The organism is Sorangium sp. So ce836 (assembly GCF_028553905.1).
In the GTDB taxonomy this organism is placed as follows: Bacteria; Myxococcota_A; Polyangia; order Polyangiales; family Polyangiaceae; genus Sorangium; species Sorangium cellulosum_D.
Genome location: NZ_CP102233.1, coordinates 10190408 through 10213169, shown reverse-complemented (window position 1 = coordinate 10213169; position 22762 = coordinate 10190408). Strand labels below are relative to the sequence as shown.

Genomic DNA, 22762 nt, shown 5'->3' with positions numbered 1-22762 from the left:
GCCGTGTCGCCGTCGTGCTGCCGCCGTGTTGCGCCGCTTGCCCAGCTCGATCTCGGCATGGCCGAGCTCCACGCCCACCAGCTCAGTTACGATGCCGTGGAAGAATTCGAAGTCTGGAGCGACGTCTCCTGCTATCGAATCGACGCGGCTCACGCCGCCGATGTCCCGCCGGGCGCCGGCGCCGCTTCGCCCGGGCAGGGCAGCGCCTCCGGCGGCGGCGACCCGCCTCAGAGCACGAGCACCGCGAGCAGGCGGGGCCCGTGGAACAGGTCGAAGCCGCCGATGTCGATCTTGCGGCCGACCGTGTAGGTCGTCTCGTCTCCGCGCCTCGTCGCGTGGATGCTGGACACGATGCCCTGGCCGACCGCCTCGACGTTGTAGGACAGCTCGGTCAACAGGCGGAGCCGGCTGAGGTACGACGTCAGCCGGAGCCGGAGCCCCACGGACAGGTTGCCGGAGAGCGCGATCATCGTCGCCTCGTCGACCTCGCGCGGGCCGCCCGGGACCGCGAGATCCGCCGGGAAGGCGTAGCGCACCGGTCCGGCGCCGCCGTAGAGGCCGAGGTCGCCGAACGGCGCGAGCCGCGGCCACTCGCCGTTGCCCATCCGCAGGCTGAAGCCGCCCTGGTAGAAGCGCGATGTCACGCTCTGAGCAGGGCTCTGCCGCTCGAAGACGTAAACATCGCCGGTGCCCGGCTCCCGCTCGCGGAGGGCATAGAAGATGCGCGGGAGCTTGTAATCCATGTACCGGAAGCCGACGAGCAGCTCCTCGAGGTAGAGATCGTCCGCGGCCTCCGGGAAGAGCTTCGTCACGTCGAAGCCGACGTCGATCTGGCGGACCAGGAGCTGGAACGGCGCGCTCGCCACGGCGCCGGCGTCGCGCCCGGTCGCCGGATCGACGGCGAGCTCGGTGACGTTCCCCGAGGTGAACCGCGCGATCTTGAGGCTCGTGCTGATGCCGACGAGGTCGGCGCCGATGTCGAAGACGTCGCTCGCGAAGCCGTTCAGGCCGATCAGCTTCCCGAGCGAGCTGTCGTACGCGATGTCGCCCCCCGACGAGAACAGCCGGTCCGTCTTGAACCCGGCGTTGAGGCGCGCGGCGTTGCGCACGTGCTCGAAGTCGTACGTGAGCAGCGCGCGGCCGCCGACCATGAACACGGGATCGACGTCGTAGGCGAGCCGCCGCGTCCTGCCCCGGTAATCGTTGATACCGCCCGAGGAGCTCGGGCTCGCGAGCTGGTGGAAGAAGAGGAGCTCGACGTCGCTCTTCAGCTGGAGGTGGACGGCGTCGAGGCTGATCGCCCTGCCCTGCTCGAGCAGGCTCTCCTGCATCTCGAAGCCCGCCGTGTCCTCGAGCGGCGTCCGCGCCGGCACGGCGAGCGCCTCGGCGCAGGCGGAGAGCGCCTCGCGCTGCTCCTCGAGGACCCTGGAGAGCGCCTCCGCGCGCGCCGCCGTGGCCCCGTAGCCCGGCTCGCCGCGCGCGACGCGCCGGGCCTGCTTCACGACGTACGGCGCCACGGCGAGCGCCTCGGTGTGCATCCGCAGGAGGAACGACGTGACGCGGAGGGCGTCGCGCGCGATGGTCGCGGCGGGCTCCTGCCCCGCGCTCGCCGCGCGGAGCTCGGCGGCCGCGGCCGCGATGTCCCGTTGCGCTCCGGCGAGCGCCCGCCGCCGCGCGGCGACCCTCCCCTTGGCGGCGGCGATCTCGGGCGTGTCGGGCGCGCCGAGGGGCCTTCCGGCCGACAGCCGCTCGACGCTCCGCTCCTCGGCGGCGAGCGCCCGCGCGTGCTCCGCGAGCGCCTGCCACGCGGCCGGCAGGCGGCCCGCGGCGCTGGAGGCGGGCGGGGGCGCCGCGGGCGGGGGCGCCGTAGGAACGAGCGCCGCGAGCGCCGCCAGCGCGTCGAAGAGCCGCGCGAACGCGGGCGGCGCCGGCCGAGGCGCCGCCGCGCGGGCGAGCGCCTCGTCGAGCTTCACGCGGTAGAGCTTGGCGAGCGGGACCTCGTGCTCCCCGTCGTACGGCGCGGCTTCCTCGAAGCGCTCGCGGAGCCGCTCGCCCTCGTCGTCGTCGAGCCGGAGCGCCGCGACCCACGCGTCGCCCGGGGAGTAGGGGGTGTTCGCGAGGACCTCGTCCGCCAGCCAGACCGCGCGCTCCAGATCGGCCGCGCGGTCGTCGACGATCGCGCGGCGGGCGTCCTCGTTGGCGAAGGCGCGCGCCGCGCGGACGTTGTACGTGGCGGGGACGCACGCCGAGGCCGCGGCTGCGGCGAGGAGGAGGCCTACGAGCGCCGGGCCCGGTCGCACCGGCGCGAGCCTACCACGGCGCGCGAGCGCGCCTCCACGCCGGCCGCGCGGGGCGAGGCGCGCGCGCGAGGCGCCTCCACGCCGGCCGCGCGGGGCGAGGCGCGCGCCGCCTCCGCGCGTCGCCGGCGTGGCTGGCGTGGCTGGCGTGCAGGCGCGGCGTCCGTTCACGAGCGCACTGGACGCCGCGCCGCCGGCCTGCTCAGAATGCGCGGCCGTGGCTGCCAGCCGACCCAACGAGATTGACGGCGCGCGGGCCGAGGCCTTGCTGAGCCGTTCGATCCGCGCAAGACAGCGCGAGACAGCGGTCGCTGACGGAGCATGAGCAACGCGTGAAGGAGAAGAACCGGGATGAATGATGCCACATCCAGCTGCGACATCGGCATGATCGGGCTGGCCGTCATGGGCGAGAACGTCGCGCTCAACATGGCCGACCACGGGTTCAAGGTGGCCGTGTACAACCGCACGGTGCAGGTCGCGAAGGACTTCGTCGCGAGGAACCCGAGCACCCCCGGCGGCCTGGTCTACTGCGAGACGCTGAAGGACTTCGTCCGCGCCCTGAAGAAGCCGCGCAAGGCGGTGATCCTGGTCAAGGCCGGTCCGCCGGTGGACATGGTGGTCAAGCAGCTCATCGAGGCGGGCGTCGAGCCGGACGATATCGTCGTCGATCTGGGCAACTCGCTCTGGACGGACACCATCCGTCGGGAGCAGGAGTACGCGCAGCAGTGCAAGTTCTTCGGCTCGGGCGTGTCGGGCGGCGAGGTGGGGGCGCGCTTCGGCCCCTCGCTGATGCCGGGCGGCGATCCCGAGTCCTGGAAGCACCTGGAGCCGATCTGGCGCGCGATCGCCGCCAAGGTCGACCCTGCGACCGGCAAGCCGATCGAGGGCGCGGCCCCTGGCAAGCCGGTGGAGGGCGGCGTCCCCTGCACCGCATACATCGGGCCGAACGGCGCGGGCCATTACGTGAAGATGGTCCACAACGGCATCGAGTACATCGACATGCAGCTCATCTGCGAGGCGTACACGCTCCTCGACGGGCTGCTCGGGCTGTCGAAGGACGAGATGTCGCGGGTGTTCGCCGAGTGGAACAGCGGCGATCTCGACTCGTACCTCATCCAGATCACCGCGGACATCCTCCAGCAGAAGGACCCTGTCCAGAAGGACAAGCCGTTCGTCGACTTCGTCCTCGACACGGCGGGGCAGAAGGGCACCGGCAAGTGGACGAGCGGCAATGCGCTCGACATGGGCATCCCCGCGAACGCCATCGCCGAGGCGGTGTTTGCCCGTTGCCTCTCGGCGCTCAAGGACGAGCGCGTCGAGGCCTCGAAGCACCTCTCGGGGCCCACGCCGGTCCCGGTCAAGGATCGGCAGGGGACGATCACGGCGATCCGCGACGCCCTGTATTGCTCGAAGATCTGCGCCTACGCTCAGGGTTTCCAGCTCATGGCCGCCGCCCAGGCGGAGTACAAGTGGAAGCTCGATTTCGGCACGATCGCGAGCATCTGGCGCGGCGGATGCATCATTCGCGCGCGGTTCCTCCAGAAGATCACGGAGGCGTACACGCGCAATCCTGGCCTGACGAATCTCCTGCTCGACCCGTACTTCAACGATCAGATCAAGCTGGGTCAGGCCAACTGGCGCAAGGTGGTCTCGATCGCCGCGCAGAACGGCGTCTGGGCGCCGGCGTTCATGTCGGCCCTGTCGTATTACGACGGCTACCGCGCGGCCCACCTGCCCGCGAACCTCCTGCAGGCGCAGCGCGACTACTTCGGCGCCCACACCTACGAGCGCACGGATCAGCCGCGCGGCAAGTTCTTCCACCTCGACTGGCCCCACCCCTCCCGTCCTCAGCTCGAGATCAAGGGGACCGGCGGCGGCCACTGACCGCCCCCGCGACCGCATCCTGATGGCGCAGGCCTGAGCGGGGCCGGCCAGGCCGCCGGCCCGGCGAGGCCTCGCCTCAGGTGAGGCTGATCCGCGGCCGCAGGTTCCGCTCGCGCAGGAACGGCTCGAGGTCGTCCATGATGTCGAGCTGCACCCCCGCCAGGCTCATCGCCGCCGCGATCGTCTGGATCCCCATGCGCCCCAGCTTGTTCATCTCGGGCGGCGGGCGGACCACGATGTGCTCGATCCGGTCGCGCACGCTGAGCCCCCACTGCGTCAGGATCACGCGCGCCTCGGTCTCGTAGCGCACCATGAGCGCCATGTCGTAGATGAAGTACGCCCGCTCCCCCGGGCGCATCACGCCCACGAGCTTCTGGTACGCGTCGACCGAGATGAACCGCGCCAGCTCGCCCGTCGCCGCCGTCTCCCGCAGGAGCTGCACGACCATGCCCGCCGGCTGCGTGATCCACACGCCGACGCTCCCGCTGTCGTCGAGCAGGTGCGGCTGCCTTCGGAACGCAAATCTGCGGTTCGACGGGAGCATCTCTCTAATGACAATAGCCATTCCGGCTACCGGGGCCCGCCCGCGACGACCGGAGGCGCCCCGCCCGCCCATCCGGCCCGGCAACGCCGAAGCATGCTGCTGTTCCACACATCACCGGCCGAGCTCCTTCCTCGGGGTCAACGCTGCGCCATGGTGGTCCTAAACGGCGAATACGGCCAGAAATGTGCGATTCTGCCGCTTCAGGCCGCCCGTGGCAACGTCGCGCTGCCGCGCCGGACGCCACCGCGATCCCTTGCGGAAACTTCCTGGAAACACTGGAGAACGGCGGCTTCCGCGGCCGCCGCTCAGCCCTGGCACGGCCTGCCCCGGCGCGCCCTTCGCCGGCCGGGACACGCCGAGCGGGGGCGACGCGCGCGGCCGATCAGGCGAACAGCGCGGCGCAGGCCGACCCGATCAGGTTGACGTGCTCGAGCCGGGCGATCCGCGGCTCGACGCGCGCGCCGAGGAGGCCGCGCAGCGTCTCCTGCACCCGCGGCGCGTAGCGCGGATCGCCCCAGAAGAGGCTGCCCTCCGCCAGGACGCCGACCCCCGGGGGGCTCTCGAGCACGTCGGCGACCGCCGCGAGCGCCGCCGCCACGAGGTCGGCCGAGCGCTGCAGCAGGTCGCCGGCGACCCGCCGCGCGTCCCCCGTGCCCTCGTCGCGGAGCCGCACCAGGTCCGCAGAGCTGGTCAGGGGGGCGTGGTCCGGGCACAGCCGCGCGAAGAGCCGCGGCAGGTAGGCCCCGGACACCGCCTTCTCGAAGCGCTGCGCCCCAGGGTTCTCCGAGCTCGCGTCGACCTCCGCGTCGAAGGGCTGGAGGTGCGGAGGGTTGAAGTTGCCGTTCTCGAGGTTGACGGCCATCGGCGCGACGAAGTGCCCCGTCTTGAGCTTCGGGATCCGACCGGCGGGGAGGAACGTGGCCATGTTGGTCCCCGTCCCCACGATGAGGCCGATGAACGCCGCGGGCGAGGCCCCGCCGTGCGCGAACGCGCCGCCGAGCAGGCTCGCCACCGTGTCGTTCAGCACCCGGACCGGGCCGGGCCGGAGCTTCCGCGCGGCGAGCGCCCGGCCGAGCCGCTCGCCCACGCACGTGCCCTCGACCCCCGCGACCTGGACGCCCTTGGTCCAGCGGAGCAGCCGCGCGTCGAGCGACGGCAGCGTCTCCGACGGATACGAGAAGCAGTAGCCCACCGGCAGGCCCTGCACGGCGCCGAGGCGCTCGACCAGCTCCGCCTGCACATCGAAGAAGGCGTCGCCCGCGACCTCGGGCCCGCCCGGGAACTTCGCCGGCGCGGGCCCGGCGACGATGCGCGACACGCCGCCCGGCTGGAGCTCCACGATCGCGGCGCGCAGGTTCGTGCCGCCGGCGTCGACCACCACGGCGCGGCCGGTCATCCCCTCCGGCGGCGGCGCGAGGTAGGCGGGGAGCGCGGCGATCTCGGTGCCGGGCGTGGAGAGGCCGAAGACGATGCGGGCCGCGAGGGTGCGGCGAATGTCCTGGAGCTCGGTGAGCGAGAGCTTCATCAGGGAAATGCTTACCCTCTGGCTCCTGAGAAGGAAATAACTTTGCACGTCCGGCCGCGAGCGTGCTTGGCGCCGGCCCCGCTCGGACGGCAGATGTCCAGCGCGCCGCCGCCCGCGATTGCGCTCTGCGTCACCTGGAGGACGTGGCCGAAGAGCGGTTATCGTCCACACCGAAGACGACCGGATAGACCACCGTGGCGACGCTCTTGCGATCCGTGGCGGAGGGGAATCGGAGGCCGCGGAAGACGTCGAGCACGCAGCCGACGACCTTGGGGTCGCGGAGCGGCGGGGCGGGCGAGGACGGCGCCGCCGCGCCGGGCGAGGGGAGCGCGATGAGGAGGGGCGCGTCGGCGGGCGGGTGGTCGGCGTCGCCCGCGTACGTCACCTTGCCCTGGCCGTCGACGACGAGGTGCACGGGTATCCGCCCTTCGAGCTTTGGATTCGCGCGAACGCCCTTTTCATAGCAGGCGCGCATGGCGCCGAAGTTCTCCTGGACGACGCGCCGCACGACGTGCGGCGGGATGTGGGCTTTGCCCTTGATCGGCTCATAGGGGTTGCTCTTGCAACGGCCGGCGATGCCCCGCACGACCTTCGCGCCCTTGTCGAGCTCCCGCTCCAGCCCGGCGCGCGCGGCGCCCGCCTTCTTCGGGGTGCGGTCGTTGAGGATGAGCGACGCCCGCAGCTTGCGGACCGCGGTGCTCGTGCGGGCGAAGCTCTCCTGGATGTCCCTGGCCTCGCGGGCGAGCTCCGGATCGGCGGCGCGGACCGCGGCGGCGCCGGCCCACAGGTCGAGCCGATCCGCGATCCGCAGCAGCACCTCGGGGGGCGTGCTCAGGTCGGACTCCCGGAGGACCTCGATCATCCGCGAGGCCTTCTGCACCTCGGGGCCGAGCGCCTTGCAATCGGCCTCGATCGAGCGCGCGGCGCGCTCCTTCGAGGGCGAGGCCGCAGGGGCGCGCGCCTTGTCCGCGGCGCGCTCCTTCGAGGGCGAGGGGACGGGGGCGCGCTCCTTCGCGGGCTCGGGCGCGGCGTCGCGGGCGAGCCGGCTCCCGGGCGAGCGCAGCGCAGCGCGCTCCTTCTCTACCGGCGACGGCAGGAGGGCCTCCTCGGGCGACGGCAGGAGGGCCTCCTCGGGCGACGGCAGCGGGGATTTCTCAGGCGAAGGTAGGAAGGCCTCCGCAGGCGACGGCCGGGGGGCCTCTTCGGGCGGGGGCAGGGCGGCGCGCGCCTCTCGGATCGAGCCCTCCGGGACCGCGATCGGGGCAGCGCTCCGGAGGTGCGCGGGATCGGCGTCGGTTGCTGGCTCTCTCTGCGACGCCACCCCGCAGCCCAGCAGGGCATGAGCTCCGACGAGGACGAGCAACGCGCTTCGCATCGGTTCCTCCGAGGTCCGTCCGACGTACGGTCCGCCGTTTTGATACAGTACACCGGTCCTAGCAACCGCCGCACGCGAAACGGCGGCGTCCTTCCGGAAGGTGCGACAGGCGGGGCAGAGGGCCCTCACGCGCTCACCCTCGCGAGCGCCGCCCGCTCGCGAGGCCGCCCGCCCGCGAGGCCGCCCGCCCGCGAGGCCGCCCGCGTCCGGAGCGCGCGGCTCAGTACGGCGAGGAGGGCGTCCGGTCCACCTTGTCGGCATCGACGGCGGGGGCCTTGGACGAGGCGGCCTTGTCGGCATCGACGGCCGGGGCCTTCGACGAGGCGGCGATGAGCTCTCGGATGCTGCGCTCCAGCTGCTCTATCCTGATCGGCTTGCTCAGGAACATCGCGTTCTCCACCTGACGGAGGCTCTCTCGGATCGCCAGATCGCGCGTGCCGGTGAGGAGGATGATCGGGAGGTCGTCGCGGATCTTCCGCACGTTGGAGACCAGCGTCAATCCATTGATGTCCGGCAAGTAATAATCAGTGACCAGGACGTCGGCCTGCATGATGAGCGCCCGGTTCTCGAGGGCATTCCTGCCGTTGAGGAAGCAGTGCACGCGATGGCCGTCGAGCGAGAGGATGTCCTGCCATCCTTCACACAGCTCCTCGCTGTCCTCGACGATGATGATGTTCAGGAGCATGCTCCCACCACCAATCCGACCTGCGTGTCGATGTTCACGCCGGGCATTCACGACGGACTAGCAGCTCGTGTGGCAGACGTCGAGGATTCCAAAATCCCGCGTCGTGTCCCGCTCGAAGCGCTGGGCGGCTCCGGCGCGGCCTCGGCACCCTGGGCGAGGCCGAGAGTAAGGTACTGCCTTACATGAGAACACGTAGTCCAGGCGAGATCGCCGCGGGTTCAAGCCGATTCGGCCGGCCGTGGGGACGAGGCCAGCGCGGCGTCCGGCAGCGGCGCGAGCCCGCGGCGACCCCAGGTGAGCGTCTGGCCGGCGGGCGGGCTCACACCTGCCGCTGGGGCAGCTCCAGCTCGAAGCACGTATTCTTGTGCTCCGTCACGAGCCGCAGGTCGCCTCTGTGGTGGTGCGCGATGTTCCGCGAGAGGCTGAGGCCGAGGCCGGTGCCGTGCTCCTCCTTCTTCGTCGTGAAAAACGGGGTCATGATCTTCTCCGCGAGCGCGGGATCGATCCCCTTGCCGCTGTCGATCACGCGAACGTGGACCCTGCCGTCCGACGGGCGCGCCTCGATCCGGATCCATCGCTCCCGGAGCGCCGAGATGGCTTCGACGGCGTTGTTGATCAGGTTGATGAGGATCTGGACGATCTGGACGGGGTAGCAGTCGATGACGAGCTCCTCCCGCGGCAGATCGAAGCTCAGCTGGACGCTCGCCTGCTGGAGCCGGAAGCCGCTGACGCGGACGGCTTCCCGGATGAGCTCCTGGACGTTGTGAGGGCGGAGCTTCTCGGACTCCATCCGGGTGATGGACCGGAGGCCGGAGATCACGTTGGTGATGTTCTCGACCATGCCGTCGATCTCGGTCGCGACGCGGGCGAGGCGCTCCTTCTCCAGCTGCCCCCGCTCCGCGAGCCGCTTCAGGAGATCGGTCTTCGTGGTGATCACGTTGAGCGGCGTGTTGATCTCGTGGGAGATCCCGGCCGCGACCTCGCCGAGCGACGCGAGCTTGCTGAACCTCGAGAGCTCCTCCTGCTGGGAGAGGATGAGCCGCTGCGCCTGGACCCGCTGTGTGATGTCGAAGATGAGGAGGATGAGATAGCTCGGCTCCTCGCCGCCGAAGCTGACCGTGGCCGTCCTGAGCTCGATCCAGAGCTCGCCGCCCGTCCGCTCCGCCAGGTTGATGGTGAACGACGCGAGCGGCTTCTGGCGGGCCGCCTCCGAGACATCGGCGATGCGCGGCGACTCCGTGCCGCGGAGGACGAGGCCGAGCAGCTCGTCGAGCGCGAGGCCGTGGACCTCGGGCTCGCCCGTGCCGACCTTGTCGGCGAACTCGTTCGAGGCGAAGGTCACCCGGTAGCGCCCCTGGTCCGACTCGAGGATCGCGAGGCCGGCGTTCGACGCGGAGACGACCTTCTTGAAGACCTTGAGGTGCTGCTCCTGGAGCACCCGCTCCGTGATGTCGAGCGCGATGGCGCAGACAGACTGGGCGGTGCGCCGGTCGTCGAGCAGGGGGAACTTCGATGAGAGCCAGTAGCGGAGCTTGCCGCCCACATGCAGGCTCTCCTCCAGCCACATGGGCGACCGGCTCTTCAGCACCTCGAAATCGCGCTCCCGCAGCGCGCTGCCGGCCTTCGGGCCGAACAGCTCCTCGTCCGTCTTCCCCAGCACGTCCTTCTCGGAGCGCCCGAGGACGTCGCAGAAGCGCTGGTTGACGTAGACGTAGGCGCCGATCGAGTCCTTCATGGTCACGAGCGCCGGCGTGTTGTCGAGGATGGCGGAGAGCCGCTCCTTGCTGACCCGGCTCTGCGTGAGCGCGTGCACGAGCTCGGTGTTGTCGACGAAGCTCACGACGGCCCCGTCCACCTCGCCCTTCGACCCCGCGATGAGCTGGATGCGCGCCTCGAAGTGCCGGTCGAGGACCTCGATCTGGAGCCTCATGGGCCGCCGCTCGCGCAGGCTCTCGACGACGAGATCGAGGACGGCCTCGACGCTCAGGTGCGCGAGGGCGGCGCGGAGGTGCTGGCCGCGGTCCACCTCCGAGATGCGGAACAGGTGGCGAGACGCGGGGTTGTAGTCGGTGAGGCGGAGGTTCTTGTCGACGACGAGGAGCGGATAGGCGATCGCGTTCTGGATCGCGACGAGCCGCTGGTTGAGCGTCATGAGCTCGGACGACTTGACGTTGATCTCCTGGTTCAGCGTCGTCAGCTCCTCGTTCGCCGACTGGAGCTCCTCGTTCGTTGTCTCCAGCTCCTCGTTGGTGGACTGGAGCTCCTCGTTGGAGGACTGGAGCTCCTCGTTGAGGGCCTGGAGCTCCTCGCTCGCGGTGTCGTGCTCCTCGATGATGGTCTGGAGGCGCTCCCGCGCCGCCGCGAGCTCCTGCTCGAGCCGCCGGATCTGCTCCTCCGGCGCGAGGCGGGAGCCGCTCGCGGTCGCCCTCGCGGGGCGGGGCGGGTCGTGCGCTTGGCTGAAGCAGACGATGAACTCGGTCCCGCCGTCGGACGGGAGCGGCACGACGGTGAGCTGGAGCTTCTTCTCTTCGCGGTCGACGACGAACGTGTGCCGGTGGTCGCCCTTCGCGGCGTGGCCCGACCGCTCGGCCCGGTGGAGCAGCGCGGAGAGCTCGATCGCCACGTCGGACGGGAGCAGCTTCTGGATCGAGACGGTGGGCTCGCCCTTCGGGAAGTTCAGGTACCGGTTGGCGCTCCCGAAGACGTGCCGCACCCGGTGGTCGTCGTCGACCAGGACCGAGTCCGGCGCGAAGCCGTTCACCATGGCGGTGAAGAGGTCCATCGCCGTGGTGGACTGGCGATCCTTCGTGATGAGCGCGCTCTCGCGGTTGAACTCCTGCCGAGAGTACGACCGCGGGAGGTCGCCCTTCTTGCCGGACCGGGCGAAGATCTTCGCGTTCTTGTCCGTGAGCTCGAACAGGTCGCTCACGGTCGTCGCCGACTCGGACTTGCCGAGGAACAGGGCGCCCTGGTCGTCCATCGCGAAATGGAACGTCTTGAGCGTGTGCTCCTGCAGGTGGGGGTTGAAGTAGATGAGGACGTTGCGGCACGAGACGAGATCCAGCTTGAGAAACGGCGGATCCTGGGCGACGTCGTGGCGCGCGAAGACGATGGCGTCGCGGACGTAGTCCTTGATCCTGAACCACTGGTCCTGCTCGTCGAAGTACCTGGAGCGCAGCTTGGAGGGGATGTCGGCGACCGAGGCCTTCTGATAGAGCCCCTTGCGCGCGACGGACATCGCCTGCTCGTCGATGTCCGTCGCGAAGATCTGGACGTTGAGCTGCTTGTTCGCCTTCGCGAGCGCCTCGAACACGAGGATGGCGATCGAGTACGCCTCTTCGCCCGTGGCGCAGCCGACGACCCAGGCGCGGAAGCTGTCGCCGGTGCGCTTCTTGTCGATCCGCTCTGCGATGGAGGCCGCGAGGGCCTTGAACGAGGCCTCGTCGCGGAAGAACGACGTCACCGAGATCAGGACGTCCTGGAAGAGGAGCCTGCCCTCCTCGGGGCGCGCGCGGAGGTAGTCGGCGTAGGCCTCGAGCGACTCGCAGCGCGTGGCGATGACGCGCCGCTCGATCCGCCGGCGGACGGTGGTCTGCTTGTACTGGGCGAAGTTGACCCGGCTCGCCTTCTCCAGGAAGGTGAGGATGCTGTGATACGGGTCCTGCTGGCTCAGGCTGAGCTGCCGGAGCGAGGCGTCCGGCTGGTCGGAGCGGCCGGCGAGCTCGTTGAACTTGCTGAGCCGATTGGCCATCTCCTCCAGGCCGAGCTCGAGGTCGACGGCGCCGGTCTGCTTCGCGGCGCGCGGCATCCCGTCGTACTTGGCCGACTCGGGGGTCTGGCAGATGGTGACCCCGCCGGCGGCCTTGATGGCGCGGACGCCCTGCGCGCCGTCCGACCCGGTGCCCGAGAGGACGACGCCGATGGCGTTCTCGCCGTAGTGCTCGGCGATCGACTTGAAGAACAGGTCGACCGAGGGCTTCGGACCGACCTTTGTCTCGGGCTGCCGCAGGAGGAGGACTTGGCCGTCGACCACCACGTCTGCGTTGGGCGGGGTCACATAGACCGTGTTCGCGCAGAGGACCTCGCCCTCGGAGACCTCTTTGACGCTCAGGGTGGTGGAGTGGCTGATGATCTCGACGAGCCGACTCCGATGTTGCGGCGCGAGGTGCTGCACGATGACCAGGCTCATCCGATCGGCGGCCTTCAGGCCGCCAATCAGGATCCGGAGCGCCTCGAGGCCCCCCGCGGAGGAGCCGATCCCGACGACGTAGGTGGGGCCAGCCTGGGCGAGCTGCTCGTGGGCGGGCCCGGCCCCGGCGCTCTGGGCGACGGGGCCGGGCGTACGACCCTCCAGCTTGGGTGCGACCTGCGCAGTCGCTGGCTTCTTGTTCCTGCTGGATGGCCGCCTGGCGCGGCTGCTGTTCTTCGTTCTCATGGAGACAACAGATCGCGAGGGCGCTGGATCGTGAGGGTACCGGATGCGGGCGTAGGGAGCCATCCGATACCACGCTGCCCGGGCCGGCGCAGGGGGCCGCGGGCGGTCGCGCGCCCGCGACGCGCCTCGCTCGGCAGCGCCGCTGCGCGGGGAGCGCGCGCCGGGCGAGCGCAGGGGGTGCCGCGCGGGCCGGGGATCGTGCAGGATGCAGGGGGCCTCTCGCGGACGGACGCAAGGGGCGGTCGAGAGTGGACAACGTGAACAAGCGCGAGAAGAACGGCCGCGGCGGGGGCGGGAATGACGAGCACAACAAGGGCGGGGGCGAGCTCGCCGAGGCGGCGCGCGCGCTCGAGCGCGAGCTCATCCGCTTCGAGGAGCTCGCAGAGTCGGCGCGGCGGCTGTCCTTGGACACACGCAAGGGGATCGAGCGCGCGGCGAAGTCGATGACCGAGGCCGCGGAGGCGCAGCAGCGCGTGAGCGTGGCGCTCGGGTCGCTGATCGCGGCGATCGCCGCGGCGCGGGATCGCCACGAGGCGACGGCGACGGCGCTGGCCGCGCGGGGGGAAGAGATCAAGCGGTGTGCGGAGCAGCTCGGGGAGCTGTTTCAGCGCTTCGCGGCGCTCGGCGAGGAGGGGCGGAACATCAACCAGCTGGTCCAGGAGGCGGCGGCGCGCCAGCGCGAGGCGACGAGCCCCGAGCAGATCGCGGAGGTGGTGGCGACCATGGACGAGGTCGAGGGGCGCATGGGGCGCCTCGCCGACGAGGCGCGCGAGCTGGCTCAGGCGGCGACGGCGGCGGGGATCGTGGACCTCGCGGAGCAGGCGGACGGAATGCGGCAGCAGGTGACCGCGATGCGGAACAAGGTGGGGCTCCTGAGAAAGGGGCTGGTCGCGCGGCTCTCGGGCGGGGGGACGCGACCGAACTAGCTAGATCGACGGTGTGCGACAGAGCGTGAAGTAGTGATCGAGCGCCTTCTCTCCCTTGAAGGCGGCGCCGACGGATACGTCCTTGGAGACCCGACGCATGAAGTCGCGCGTTCCATTGTATACGAAGGCCTGGAGGCCTTTGCTGTTGGGGACGACCTGGGGCCAGCCGTCAGGCACGGGGCCGTCCGGGACCTGGAAGTAATCGATCACCACCGCGCCGCGCTCCTGCCAGGCCAGATTGCCGGCCGTCGGGACCGCGACGAAGAAGCCAGGGCCGATCCAGGAGCGCGTGAGACCCTCGTTGTAACCAAAGAGCCGGGCGCTGCCGTCCTCGGGGCGGGCAAAACGCTTCTCGAAGAAGCGGAACGGCGACGGGAGAGGAAGACTGTTCCTGCCCTGGTGATGAACCGCGACACGTCGCGAGATGCCGTCCGGGACGAAGAAGTCGAGCGTGATCGGGGGGGAGTGGCTCGCGGCGGCGTAGAGCGACCGCTGATCCGCGCGGGTCGTGGTCGAGAGGGCGCGGAGGCGCTCGTCGTGCGTCAGGCCATCGAGGTACTCCGCGAGGCGAGCGACCGGGGCGTTCTGGCGAAGAAGGTGGATGAGCTCCGACATGGGCAGAGGAGCATAGCAGCGTCCGCTTTCGACGCAGGCGGCCAGCCTCGCCTCGACGCGAGGCTGGCCGCAGGAGACGCGTCGCGGGGCGCGAAGCCTCAGCGGCAGTCGGCGGGAGAACGCAGCAAGGCGGCGGCGCGATCGGTCAAGTCCGCGCCGTCGAGGGCGGCGGCGAAGCGGCGGAACGCCTGCTCGTCACCGCCCATCAACGCGAACGCCGCGCAGACGGCGCCGGGGTGGACCGAGCGGGCCGCGGGCGCGCGAAGCACCCGAGTCAGGCCCCTGAGCGCTGCCTCGTTGCCAGCCGCCGTGGGCGCGGCAGAGGCCACCACGGCGCGGAGATCCGCGGCGAGGACGTCGGAGACGTCGGTCACGCCGAGCACGCCAGCGAAGAAGTCGCGCCACGCGGGGAGGGCGGCCTGGTCGAGCCCCTCCAGGTACGTCGCGAGGTGCCGGATCGCGAGGACGCGCGCGCGCACCGAGCCCGACGCGAGCGCGACCGGCCCCCACGTGCGGAGCGCCGCGTCGGGCGACAACCTGAACTTGGAGAGGTACTGGAGCCGCGCGTCGGAGACGCCGCCGCACGCGAGCCCGCCCCGCAAGAGGGCCCAGTCCTCGGCGAACAGCTCCTCGGGCGAGACGACGGCGCCGCACGCCGCGTAGCTGTCGACGTAGTCGAGCCCGTAGCTGTGCGGGGCGCCGGCGAGGAGGCCGGCGAGCACGCTCGACCACGCGCCGCGGACCTCGGCGTCGAGGCCCGGCGCGCTCGCGGCGTCGCACGCCGCGGCGAGCGCCACGGCGCGGGCCGCCTCGCCGTCGAGGTCCTCCAGGAAGATCTCGAATTGCTCGGGCGCGAGCCCCGCGGGCAGGCCGCCCTGGAGCGCGGCGAGCTGGTGCGCGCCGCCGACGTCGAGGAAGCGCGAGACCGCCTCGGGAGCCGACGGCACGCGGCGCGGGGCGAGCGCCGCGGCGTAGGCCTCGAGATCGCGCTCGGTGCCGAGGAAGGCCCACTCGGGGTGGCGATCCTGCGGATCGACGACGAGGAGCTCGGAGGGGCGCGCGGGCGCGACCTCGACGCGCTCGCCGGGCGCGAGCGCCTGCACGCGGGTGACGCCGTCCCCGGAGACCCAGGCGAGCTCCAGCGGGGCGACGAGCGCGCCCTCCGGGTCGCGCAGCGTGACGAACGCCCCGCCCGACGGCGCGGGCTCGACGGCGAGCGTCGGGAGCGCCTTGGCCGAGACCGCGCGCCGCGCGCGGGCGAGCGCCTCCGGGCCGAGCGCCGGCGCGAAGGCGTCGAGGAGCTCGTCCGTGCCGATCGTCCCGAAGCGGCGCTCCGCGAGCACGCCGCGGAGCGCCGACCAGAAGGCGTCCTCGCCGGTGAGGCTGCGGATCTGGGTGAGCAGCCAGGCCGCGCGGTCGTAGGGGCCGCTCGTGTACTTCTCGTCCGGCGCGAGCGACGGGTCGCGGACGGCGTCGCCCGCGCGGGGGCCGAGCTCGTCGCCGTTCAGCGTGCCCGCGCCGCTCTCGTCCGTGTAGGCGCGGACGCCCTCCTGCTGGAGCAGCGTCGCCATGCCCTCCTTGATCCAGAGGTCGTCCCACGTCGCCACCGTCACCAGATCGCCGAACCACTGGTGCGCGAGCTCGTGCGTCGTGAGCAGGAGATCCGAGGCGAGCGCGGGCTCGGTGCTCCGCTCCTCGCGCTGGAAGCTGATGCTCGCGTGCTCGACCCCGCCCACCGAGAAGTCCGGCAGGAGCACGAGCGCGTACTTCTCGAACGGGTACGGCCCGAGCAGCTCCTCGAAGCGGCCGATCGCGCGCGCGATCTCGTCCAGCATCTTGCGGTGATCGCCGGGCAGCCCGCGGCGGTGCCAGACCGCGATGGGGAGGTCCCCCTTCGCGCCGCGCTCGACCTCGAAATCGCCGATCGCGAACGCCATGAGGTAGGGCGGCAGCGGGTAGGCGGTCTCGTAGCGGACGAGGCGGCCCGAGGCGCCGAGATCCTCGTCGCCGACGAGATCGCCGTTCGCGATCAGCGACTCGGCGCCGTCGACGCGCATGGCGACCGAGAACACCGCCCGGTCCGAGGGCGCGTCGTGGCACGGCATCCACCGCGACGCCCCGAGCGGCTCCGAGATCGTGTACACCGCGCGCACGGCGACCGGATCGCCCTCGCGCGCGGGCACCGCGCGGAGCGCGTCGCCGGAGAGCGCCTCGTAGTCGATCTCGAGCGCGATCGGCTCGCCGCGCGCCGCCTCGGGCACGCTCGAGAGATCGACCGCGAGCGCCTCGCGCGCCGGATCGATCTCGTGCGGGAGCGCGCCGCCGTCCTTGCGACGGACCTCCTTCACCTCGGCGACGGCGCTGTCGAGCACGACGACCCGCGGGCCGTCGCCGGTGATCGACAGCGTGAGGCCCAGCGTCGCGACGAGGCGGCCCCGCTCCCAGTCGAACTCGCCCCGGAGATCGTACCGCTCGACGTCGAACGCGCTCCCCTCGAGCGGCGCCGGGTCTTCCCCCGAGCACGCCGCGGCGAGCGATCCAAGCAGCAGGCAGGCCACCCGGAACGCTCCGGGGCGGTGTTTCTGGACAGTGCAGTGCATCCGGTCTCCCTCGATCGAATGAGGAGCTTCCCCTCGCCGGGCCGACGCTAGAGCCCGGCATTCGAGCCCGAGCCGACGCAGCGACGCGTAACTGACCGCGGGACAGTTACAGAACCCGGGCCCGTGGCCAAGCGAAGGCGACGCCCCGGAGAACGGCGGCGAGAGGCCCGGCGCTGAAAAAACAGGCGCTCGGTCGCGCGCGCCACGAGCGCGGCGCGCGGGCCGCCGGCGCAGGCGAGCGCGGCGCGCGCGCGGGCGCTGTCCGAGGCGCGCGCACCCCTGCGCACTCTGGGCGCGTCGCACCGGTCATTTCGCCTTTCATTTGCAAGGGTTGCAGCGACCTATGCGAGGATGCGGCCCGCCATGGCACATCATAGAGAGGGGTGCAGGAGGGGGCGCTCGCTGGTCGCGCCGCTGGCTGTGGGCGCGGCGCTCGCCGTCGCGCTCGTTCCGAAGAGCTCGTCCGCTCAGACGTGGACCGACGGGCGGACGACGCCCGTGCTCGACGAGATCGTCGCGGTCGACAGGACCGGGGAGCCGCGCTGGCCGTACGGCAAAGAGGACGTCGCGGGCGACGGCGAGGGGACGTTCGCGGCTCCGGAGCAGTCGATCGATTTCCGCACGGCCTACGCGGTCGCCGACACGGGGCGGCTCTGGGTGCGCGCCTACGTGTCGGGGACGACCGCGATCGGCGCCCAGGCGACGCTCTTCGTGTTCATCGACGCCGACAAGAACCGGGGGACCGGCGGCACGGCCCGGGCGCCCGAGATCGACCCGCGGTTCACGGAGGACGAGTCGCCGGGCGGCTACGAGGTCGTGCTCGGCGTGAAGGGCGACGGCACGCGCGCGGGGATCTGGACGTTCGCGGCGTCGGGGAGCTACGAGCCCCTCACGGTCACCGACCAGCAGGTGGCCACCGAGGCAGGGACCGACGTCGATCCGGTGCTGATCGGCGACGAGACGCGGGGATACGCGCAGGGCTCGATCGCGCTCGACATCGTGAGCGTCGGCGCGACGTGCAACGCGAACCTGTACTTCCGGTCGGTGAACGACGCCCCGGGGCTCGGGGCGGGCGATCTCGACATCGGCATCTCCGCGCCGTGCGTGGCCGGCGATGCGGACGGCGACCGGGTGCCCGACGTGATCGTGCCGCCCTCCGGCTGCACGCGCGACGCGGACTGCGCCGGCCGGGGCATCTGCGTGGCCGGCGACTGCATCCTCCCGGTGTCGTGCGTCGACGACGCGGACTGCGACGCGGACGAGGACTGCTCGCCGGATCACCGGTGCGTCCCCACGCCCAGCGGCACCTGCACGTCGAGCGCCGAGTGCGGCGATCTCGTGTGCGTCAGCGGGCAGTGCGGCCCGTGCTCGCCGGGCTCGTCCGAGTGCGGCGCCGACCTGCTCTGCGCGCCGACCGGGCGCTGCGTCGACGGCGCGGATGCGGTCCAGGGCGGCGCGTGCGCCTGCACGGCGGGGCCCGCGCCCCTCGGCGGCGGCGCCCTGTCGCTGCTCGCCGCCGGCGGGCTCGCGCTCGCCTGGCGCAGACGCCCCCGCCGCGGACCGGGGGCTGGCCGATGAAGAGGAGACCCATGCGCGCACGGACCACCGCCGCCACCGCCTGCAGCATCGTCACGATCCTCGCCGCCGCGACGAGCGCGTCGGCGCAGGAGACAAACCTCGACGTCGAGCGCTTCAAGCCCGCCGTCACCCACGACGCGTTCGTCGTCACCGAGGGCTCCGGCGTCCGTGAGCCCGCGGACCCGTGGGAGTTCGGGCTGCTGCTGAACTACGCGCGCAACCCGCTCATCGTCGCGACCGGCGACGGGGGCGTGCGGACCCAGATCGTGAGCGGCCGGCTGGGCGCCGATCTCATGGCCTCGGTCACCATCGCCGAGCCGTTCGCGCTCGGCCTCGACATCCCGTTCTTTCTCTTCCAGTCGGGGGAGGGCTCGCCGTCGTTCGGGGGCCTCGGCGACATCCGGCTCGTGCCGAAGCTGCGCATCCTCGACGACCGCGACTCCATCGGGCTCGGCCTCGTGGCCGAGCTGCGCGTGCCCACGCACACCGGCGACTTCGCGGGCGGCGCGCGCAACGTCGTGTTCTGGCCGCGGATCGTCCTCGATCACCGGTTCGCGCCCGGCCTCAGGTTCGGCGTCAACGCGGGCGTCGCCATCCGCGAGGGGACGACGTACCGCAACGTCGAGGCGGGGAGCGAGCTGACGTACGCGGCGGCGCTCGGCTACCGCTTCGGCGGCATCGACGGGAAGGTCGAGATCGGCGCGGAGGCCAACGGCGGTATCGGCTTCACCGCGGACGACCTGAAGGAGGAGGAGACGCCGCTCGAGGCGCTCGGCTACGTGAAGATCAACCCGAGCGAGGAGTGGGAGATCGTCGCGGGCCCGGGCATCGGAGCGCTGGCCGGCTACGGCGTGCCGATCTTCCGCGTGTTCGCGGGCGTGAAGTACACGCCGACCTCGCACGACCGCGACCACGACGGGGTCGACGACGAGCGCGACCAGTGCCCCGACGTGCCCGAGGATCGCGACGGCGACTACGACAGCGACGGCTGCCCCGAGGAGGACGCCGACGACGATCACGACGGCGTGCCGAACTCGGACGACGAGTGCCCGGACGAGAAGGAGACGATCAACGGCGTCGAGGACGACGACGGCTGCCCGGACAAGGGCGATCCGCGGGTCACGTACGAGCAGGGCGAGTTCGTGATGCGGGATACCATCCGTTTCCGGACGGGATCGGCCGAGCTCGAGCCGGAGTCGTACAAGACCCTCGACCAGGTGGCGCTCGTCATGAAGGCGAACCCCGAGATCGAGCGGTTGCGGGTCGAGGGGCACACCGACGAGACCGGCACGCGCGAGCTGAACCAGGAGCTGAGCCAGCAGCGCGCCGAGGCGGTCCGGAAGTACCTGATCCAGAAGGGCGTCAGCCCGGGCCGGCTCACGGCCGAGGGCTTCGGGTCGGACAGGCCGGTGGCCGAGGGCAACGATCCGGCGAGCCTCGCGAAGAACCGCCGCGTGGAGTTCGTGATCGACGAGTGAGCGACGTGCGGGGCGCGCTCCTCCTGGAGCGCGCCTCGCCGGCGCGCTGGAAGATGCGAGGGCGGCTGCCGCGCGCTGGAGGCCGCGGCCGACGCTCGTCAGAACCGGCCGTGGATCCCGAGCCCGCCGCCGTTCGCCCCGACGGCGGGCGTGACCACGATCCGCGCCGCCGCGGGCTGCGCGTCGCCGAGCGACGTCACGAACAGCGCGACGCCGGCCGCGAGCCCGACCCCCCCGACCACGAAGCCGATGTTGGACAGCGTCGCCGCGCGCTTGGCGTCGTCGACCAGCGAAACGCCCCGATCGTCGCAGAGCGTCTCGGTCCGGCAGTGCTCGTCCTGGGCCCGGTTCCACCGCGCGCCGGCGATGAGCCCGAAGATCGAGCCGGTCACGACGCCGGCGACGCCGACGCCGCCGGCCACGAAGGCGAGGGTGCGGCGGGTGCTCGCGCCGCCGTCGTCGCCGCCCGCGCCGGCGCCGGCTGCGCCGCTCCGGCCGGCCGCGGGCGGCCCGCCCGGCTGCGGCGGCGCCGCCGCGGACGCCCCCAACGCCGCGGGGTCGTCCTCGAGCGGCGGGATCGCCACGGTGACGAGCTTGCCGGGGCCGGCGGTCTGCGCCTCCACCGAGAACGGCTTCTTGCCGGGCGCGGTCGCCTCGATGCGGTGCTTGCCCGGGTCGACCGGCAGCGGCGCGCCCCACGCGCCGGCGTCGAGGACCGCGCCGTTGCGCCGCACGACGAGCCCGTCGGCCGGCGCGCTCACCGCGACGGCGAGCCGCTCGAGCCGCGCCTCCAGATCGGCCGCGCGGCGCGTCGCCTTCGCCTCGCGGTCGGCCTGGCCGGCCCGGCTCGCCATGTCCGCGGCCTCGCGGAACGCCGCCCAGGCGCTCGCGGTCCGGCCGAGCCGCTCGAGGCAGTCCGCCAGGTTCCACTGGGTGCCGTAGCCCGGATCGAGCCGCTGGCTCGCCGCGAACTTGGGGCACGCCTCGGCGAGCTTGCCCTGCGCGACGAGCTCGCGCCCCTCGCGGAACAGCGCCTCGGCCGCGGCGGCTTGATCCGCCGACGGCTCCGCGCGGGCCAGGCCCGCCGAGAGCGACAGGAGCGCGGCGATGCACCACGCGGCGCGCCTACTTCCTCGATGTCTCGTCATCGTCATTCCTCGGGGGCCTGGGGGGCGGCGGCGGCCTGACGGCGGACGGCCTCGGCGCGGGCGGGCGCGCGGCGACGCCGGCGCTCGCCGACGCGGCGGCGCGCGCCGTCGCCGTCGCCGGCGCCGTCGCTGTCGGCGAGGGCGGCGCCTCGGCCGTCGAGGAAGCCGCGGCCGGCGCGTCCCCGGGCGCCGGCGCGCCGGTGCGCGGCGGCTCGGCCTCGGCGCGCGGCGGCGGCTCGGCCTCGGCGCCCGCGGACGGAGGCGGCGGCTCGGCCTCGGCGCGCGGGGGCTCCGGATCGGCCGACGGCGCGGCCGGGGGCGACCCGCCGCCGCGCACCGCGAGGTAGACGCCGGCTCCGCCCGCGATCGCGGCGGCGAGCACGCCGCCGGCGAGCAGCGCCACGGGCGCGCGCGACGCCGGGCGGTCGCTGCGGTTCGACAGCCCCACGCTCGTGGCGGGCGCCGTGCCCGACAGCGCGTGCGGCACGCCCGACGGCCGCGCCGGGCCCGGCGCGGCGTCGAACGGCACGCCCGACAGCCGGGGCGGGGTCGACGCGGCGTCGAACGGCGCGCTCGGCATGCGCGGCGGGGTCGACCCGGCGCCGAACGGCGCGGCGGCGCTGAACGGCGCGCTCGGCATGCGCGGCGGGGTCGACCCGGCGCCGAACGGCGCGTCGGCCCCGAACGGCGCGCTCGGCGCGGCGGCCCTGAACGGCGCGCTCGGCGCCCGCGACGCGCGCGTGGCGGCGTCGAGCGGCACGAGCATCGCCTCGGCGATCGCCTCGCCGTGCGGCAGGAACGCGCGCAGCGCCGCCGCCAGCTCGCCGGCGCTCGCGGTGCGGCCGGCCGGATCGATGACCAGCGTCCGGTGCACCACGTGGGCGATCTCCGGCGGAACCCACGGCGCGACCTCCTGGATCCAGCGCACGGGGGTCGTGCAGATGGCCAGGACGAGCTCGCCCAGGCCGGTCAGGTGCTCGTTGGGGCGGTGCCCGGACAGGGCGTGGTACAGGCTGATCCCGAGCGACCAGAGATCCGAGCGCGCGTCGATGGCGCCGCTGCCGCGCGCCTGCTCGGGCGACATGTAGAGGGGCGAGCCGAGGAGCGCGCCGCTCTTCGTCATCCCGCCGTTGCCGAGGCTCTGATCGGTCACCTTGGCGACCCCGAAGTCGAGCAGCTTGACGACGCGCTGGCCGCCCTGCTTGCGCGCGAGGAACAGGTTCGCCGGCTTGATGTCGCGGTGGACGACGCCGGCCTCGTGCGCGTGCTCGAGCCCGAGGCACGCCTGAAGGGCGATGCGGAGCGCGAGATCGACCGGCAGCGGGCCGAGCCGCTCGATGAGGGACTGCACGTCCTCGCCGTCGAGGAACTCCATCGCGATGTACGGCGAGCCGGTCTCGCGATCGCGCCCGGTGTCGAACACCTGCGCGATGTGCTCCGACTCGACCGCGCCGACCGCGCGCGCCTCGCGCTGGAAGCGGCGGAGGAGCTCGTCGTCGGCGGCCGGGCCGAGGATGACCTTCACCGCGACGCGGCGGCCGGTGCCGGTGTGCCGCGCCTCGTAGACGGCGCCCATGCCGCCCTGGCCGAGCAGCCGGAGGATCGCGTAGCGCTCGTCGAGGACGCGGCCGATCATGACGGGAGGCCCGGAGCGGCGGCTTGGGGGCGAGCC

The 22762-nt window shown here is 72.5% G+C and carries 14 protein-coding genes; 4 read left to right on the top strand and 10 right to left on the bottom strand.

What is annotated here, in order from left to right; genetic code table 11:
* Window positions 1–227 precede the first annotated feature (227 nt).
* Window positions 228–2300 carry a hypothetical protein gene (locus NQZ70_RS37090; RefSeq protein ID WP_129578450.1) on the bottom strand — a complete coding sequence of 691 codons (2073 nt, stop codon included), beginning with the start codon at window positions 2298–2300 and terminating at the stop codon, window positions 228–230.
* A gap of 348 nt (window positions 2301–2648) precedes the next feature.
* Here NQZ70_RS37090 and gndA point away from each other — a divergent pair, with 348 nt between their 5' ends.
* Entirely contained in the window at window positions 2649–4181 is a 1533-nt protein-coding gene (gene gndA / locus NQZ70_RS37085) for an NADP-dependent phosphogluconate dehydrogenase (RefSeq protein WP_129578449.1), read from the top strand.
* Between the two features lie 76 nt (window positions 4182–4257).
* Here gndA and NQZ70_RS37080 read toward each other — a convergent pair whose 3' ends face one another.
* The 5 genes from NQZ70_RS37080 to NQZ70_RS37060 all read right to left on the bottom strand — a co-directional run bounded on the left by NQZ70_RS37080 (window position 4258) and on the right by NQZ70_RS37060 (window position 12745).
* On the bottom strand, window positions 4258–4746 hold the full coding sequence (locus NQZ70_RS37080) for a hypothetical protein (RefSeq protein WP_165374357.1): 489 nt from the start codon (window positions 4744–4746) through the stop codon (window positions 4258–4260).
* A 361-nt stretch (window positions 4747–5107) separates the two neighbouring features.
* The gene (locus NQZ70_RS37075) at window positions 5108–6250 is read right to left on the bottom strand and encodes a hypothetical protein (protein WP_129578447.1); all 1143 of its coding nucleotides are present in this window, start codon (window positions 6248–6250) and stop codon (window positions 5108–5110) included.
* Window positions 6251–6380: 130 nt separating this feature from the next.
* Complete coding sequence (locus tag NQZ70_RS37070; protein WP_129578446.1) at window positions 6381–7625, bottom strand: AgmX/PglI C-terminal domain-containing protein; 1245 nt, start codon at window positions 7623–7625, stop codon at window positions 6381–6383.
* A gap of 220 nt (window positions 7626–7845) precedes the next feature.
* Window positions 7846–8310 carry a response regulator gene (locus NQZ70_RS37065; RefSeq protein WP_129578445.1) on the bottom strand — a complete coding sequence of 155 codons (465 nt, stop codon included), beginning with the start codon at window positions 8308–8310 and terminating at the stop codon, window positions 7846–7848.
* Window positions 8311–8629: 319 nt separating this feature from the next.
* Window positions 8630–12745 carry a chemotaxis protein CheB gene (locus tag NQZ70_RS37060; RefSeq protein WP_165374356.1) on the bottom strand — a complete coding sequence of 1372 codons (4116 nt, stop codon included), beginning with the start codon at window positions 12743–12745 and terminating at the stop codon, window positions 8630–8632.
* 248 nt (window positions 12746–12993) lie between these two features.
* Here NQZ70_RS37060 and NQZ70_RS37055 point away from each other — a divergent pair, with 248 nt between their 5' ends.
* A complete protein-coding gene (locus tag NQZ70_RS37055; protein WP_129578443.1) occupies window positions 12994–13671 on the top strand; it encodes a hypothetical protein in 678 nt (225 codons plus the stop codon).
* On the opposite strand, the gene NQZ70_RS37050 is transcribed toward NQZ70_RS37055, so the two are convergent.
* Window positions 13672–14286 (bottom strand): hypothetical protein, encoded by a 615-nt coding sequence (locus tag NQZ70_RS37050; protein ID WP_129578442.1) that lies wholly within the window; start codon window positions 14284–14286, stop codon window positions 13672–13674.
* A gap of 98 nt (window positions 14287–14384) precedes the next feature.
* Window positions 14385–16886, bottom strand: a complete 2502-nt coding sequence (locus NQZ70_RS37045) for a M1 family metallopeptidase (protein WP_129578441.1) — start codon at window positions 16884–16886, stop codon at window positions 14385–14387.
* Between the two features lie 363 nt (window positions 16887–17249).
* Here NQZ70_RS37045 and NQZ70_RS37040 point away from each other — a divergent pair, with 363 nt between their 5' ends.
* Window positions 17250–18464 carry a hypothetical protein gene (locus tag NQZ70_RS37040; protein WP_129578440.1) on the top strand — a complete coding sequence of 405 codons (1215 nt, stop codon included), beginning with the start codon at window positions 17250–17252 and terminating at the stop codon, window positions 18462–18464.
* A gap of 11 nt (window positions 18465–18475) precedes the next feature.
* Window positions 18476–19942 (top strand): OmpA family protein, encoded by a 1467-nt coding sequence (locus NQZ70_RS37035; RefSeq protein WP_129578439.1) that lies wholly within the window; start codon window positions 18476–18478, stop codon window positions 19940–19942.
* A 98-nt stretch (window positions 19943–20040) separates the two neighbouring features.
* On the opposite strand, the gene NQZ70_RS37030 is transcribed toward NQZ70_RS37035, so the two are convergent.
* Together NQZ70_RS37030 and NQZ70_RS37025 are read right to left on the bottom strand one after the other, a co-directional pair.
* Window positions 20041–21090, bottom strand: a complete 1050-nt coding sequence (locus NQZ70_RS37030; RefSeq protein ID WP_237244381.1) for a hypothetical protein — start codon at window positions 21088–21090, stop codon at window positions 20041–20043.
* Window positions 21068–22726 carry a protein kinase domain-containing protein gene (locus tag NQZ70_RS37025; protein ID WP_129578438.1) on the bottom strand — a complete coding sequence of 553 codons (1659 nt, stop codon included), beginning with the start codon at window positions 22724–22726 and terminating at the stop codon, window positions 21068–21070. Before NQZ70_RS37025 ends, NQZ70_RS37030 begins: the two co-directional genes overlap by 23 nt.
* Window positions 22727–22762 lie beyond the last annotated feature (36 nt).

Excerpts from the sequence above, each read along its gene's own strand:
- NQZ70_RS37040 (WP_129578440.1), top strand. The coding sequence starts at position 17,250 with ATGGCACATCATAGAGAGGGGTGCAGGAGGGGGCGCTCGCTGGTCGCG.
- NQZ70_RS37035 (WP_129578439.1), top strand. The coding sequence starts at position 18,476 with ATGCGCGCACGGACCACCGCCGCCACCGCCTGCAGCATCGTCACGATC.
- NQZ70_RS37065 (WP_129578445.1), bottom strand. The coding sequence starts at position 8,310 with ATGCTCCTGAACATCATCATCGTCGAGGACAGCGAGGAGCTGTGTGAA.
- NQZ70_RS37075 (WP_129578447.1), bottom strand. The coding sequence starts at position 6,250 with ATGAAGCTCTCGCTCACCGAGCTCCAGGACATTCGCCGCACCCTCGCG.
- gndA (WP_129578449.1), top strand. The coding sequence starts at position 2,649 with ATGAATGATGCCACATCCAGCTGCGACATCGGCATGATCGGGCTGGCC.
- NQZ70_RS37025 (WP_129578438.1), bottom strand. The coding sequence starts at position 22,726 with ATGATCGGCCGCGTCCTCGACGAGCGCTACGCGATCCTCCGGCTGCTC.
- NQZ70_RS37070 (WP_129578446.1), bottom strand. The coding sequence starts at position 7,625 with ATGCGAAGCGCGTTGCTCGTCCTCGTCGGAGCTCATGCCCTGCTGGGC.
- NQZ70_RS37060 (WP_165374356.1), bottom strand. The coding sequence starts at position 12,745 with ATGAGAACGAAGAACAGCAGCCGCGCCAGGCGGCCATCCAGCAGGAAC.
- NQZ70_RS37030 (WP_237244381.1), bottom strand. The coding sequence starts at position 21,090 with ATGACGAGACATCGAGGAAGTAGGCGCGCCGCGTGGTGCATCGCCGCG.
- NQZ70_RS37045 (WP_129578441.1), bottom strand. The coding sequence starts at position 16,886 with ATGCACTGCACTGTCCAGAAACACCGCCCCGGAGCGTTCCGGGTGGCC.
- NQZ70_RS37050 (WP_129578442.1), bottom strand. The coding sequence starts at position 14,286 with ATGTCGGAGCTCATCCACCTTCTTCGCCAGAACGCCCCGGTCGCTCGC.
- NQZ70_RS37080 (WP_165374357.1), bottom strand. The coding sequence starts at position 4,746 with ATGGCTATTGTCATTAGAGAGATGCTCCCGTCGAACCGCAGATTTGCG.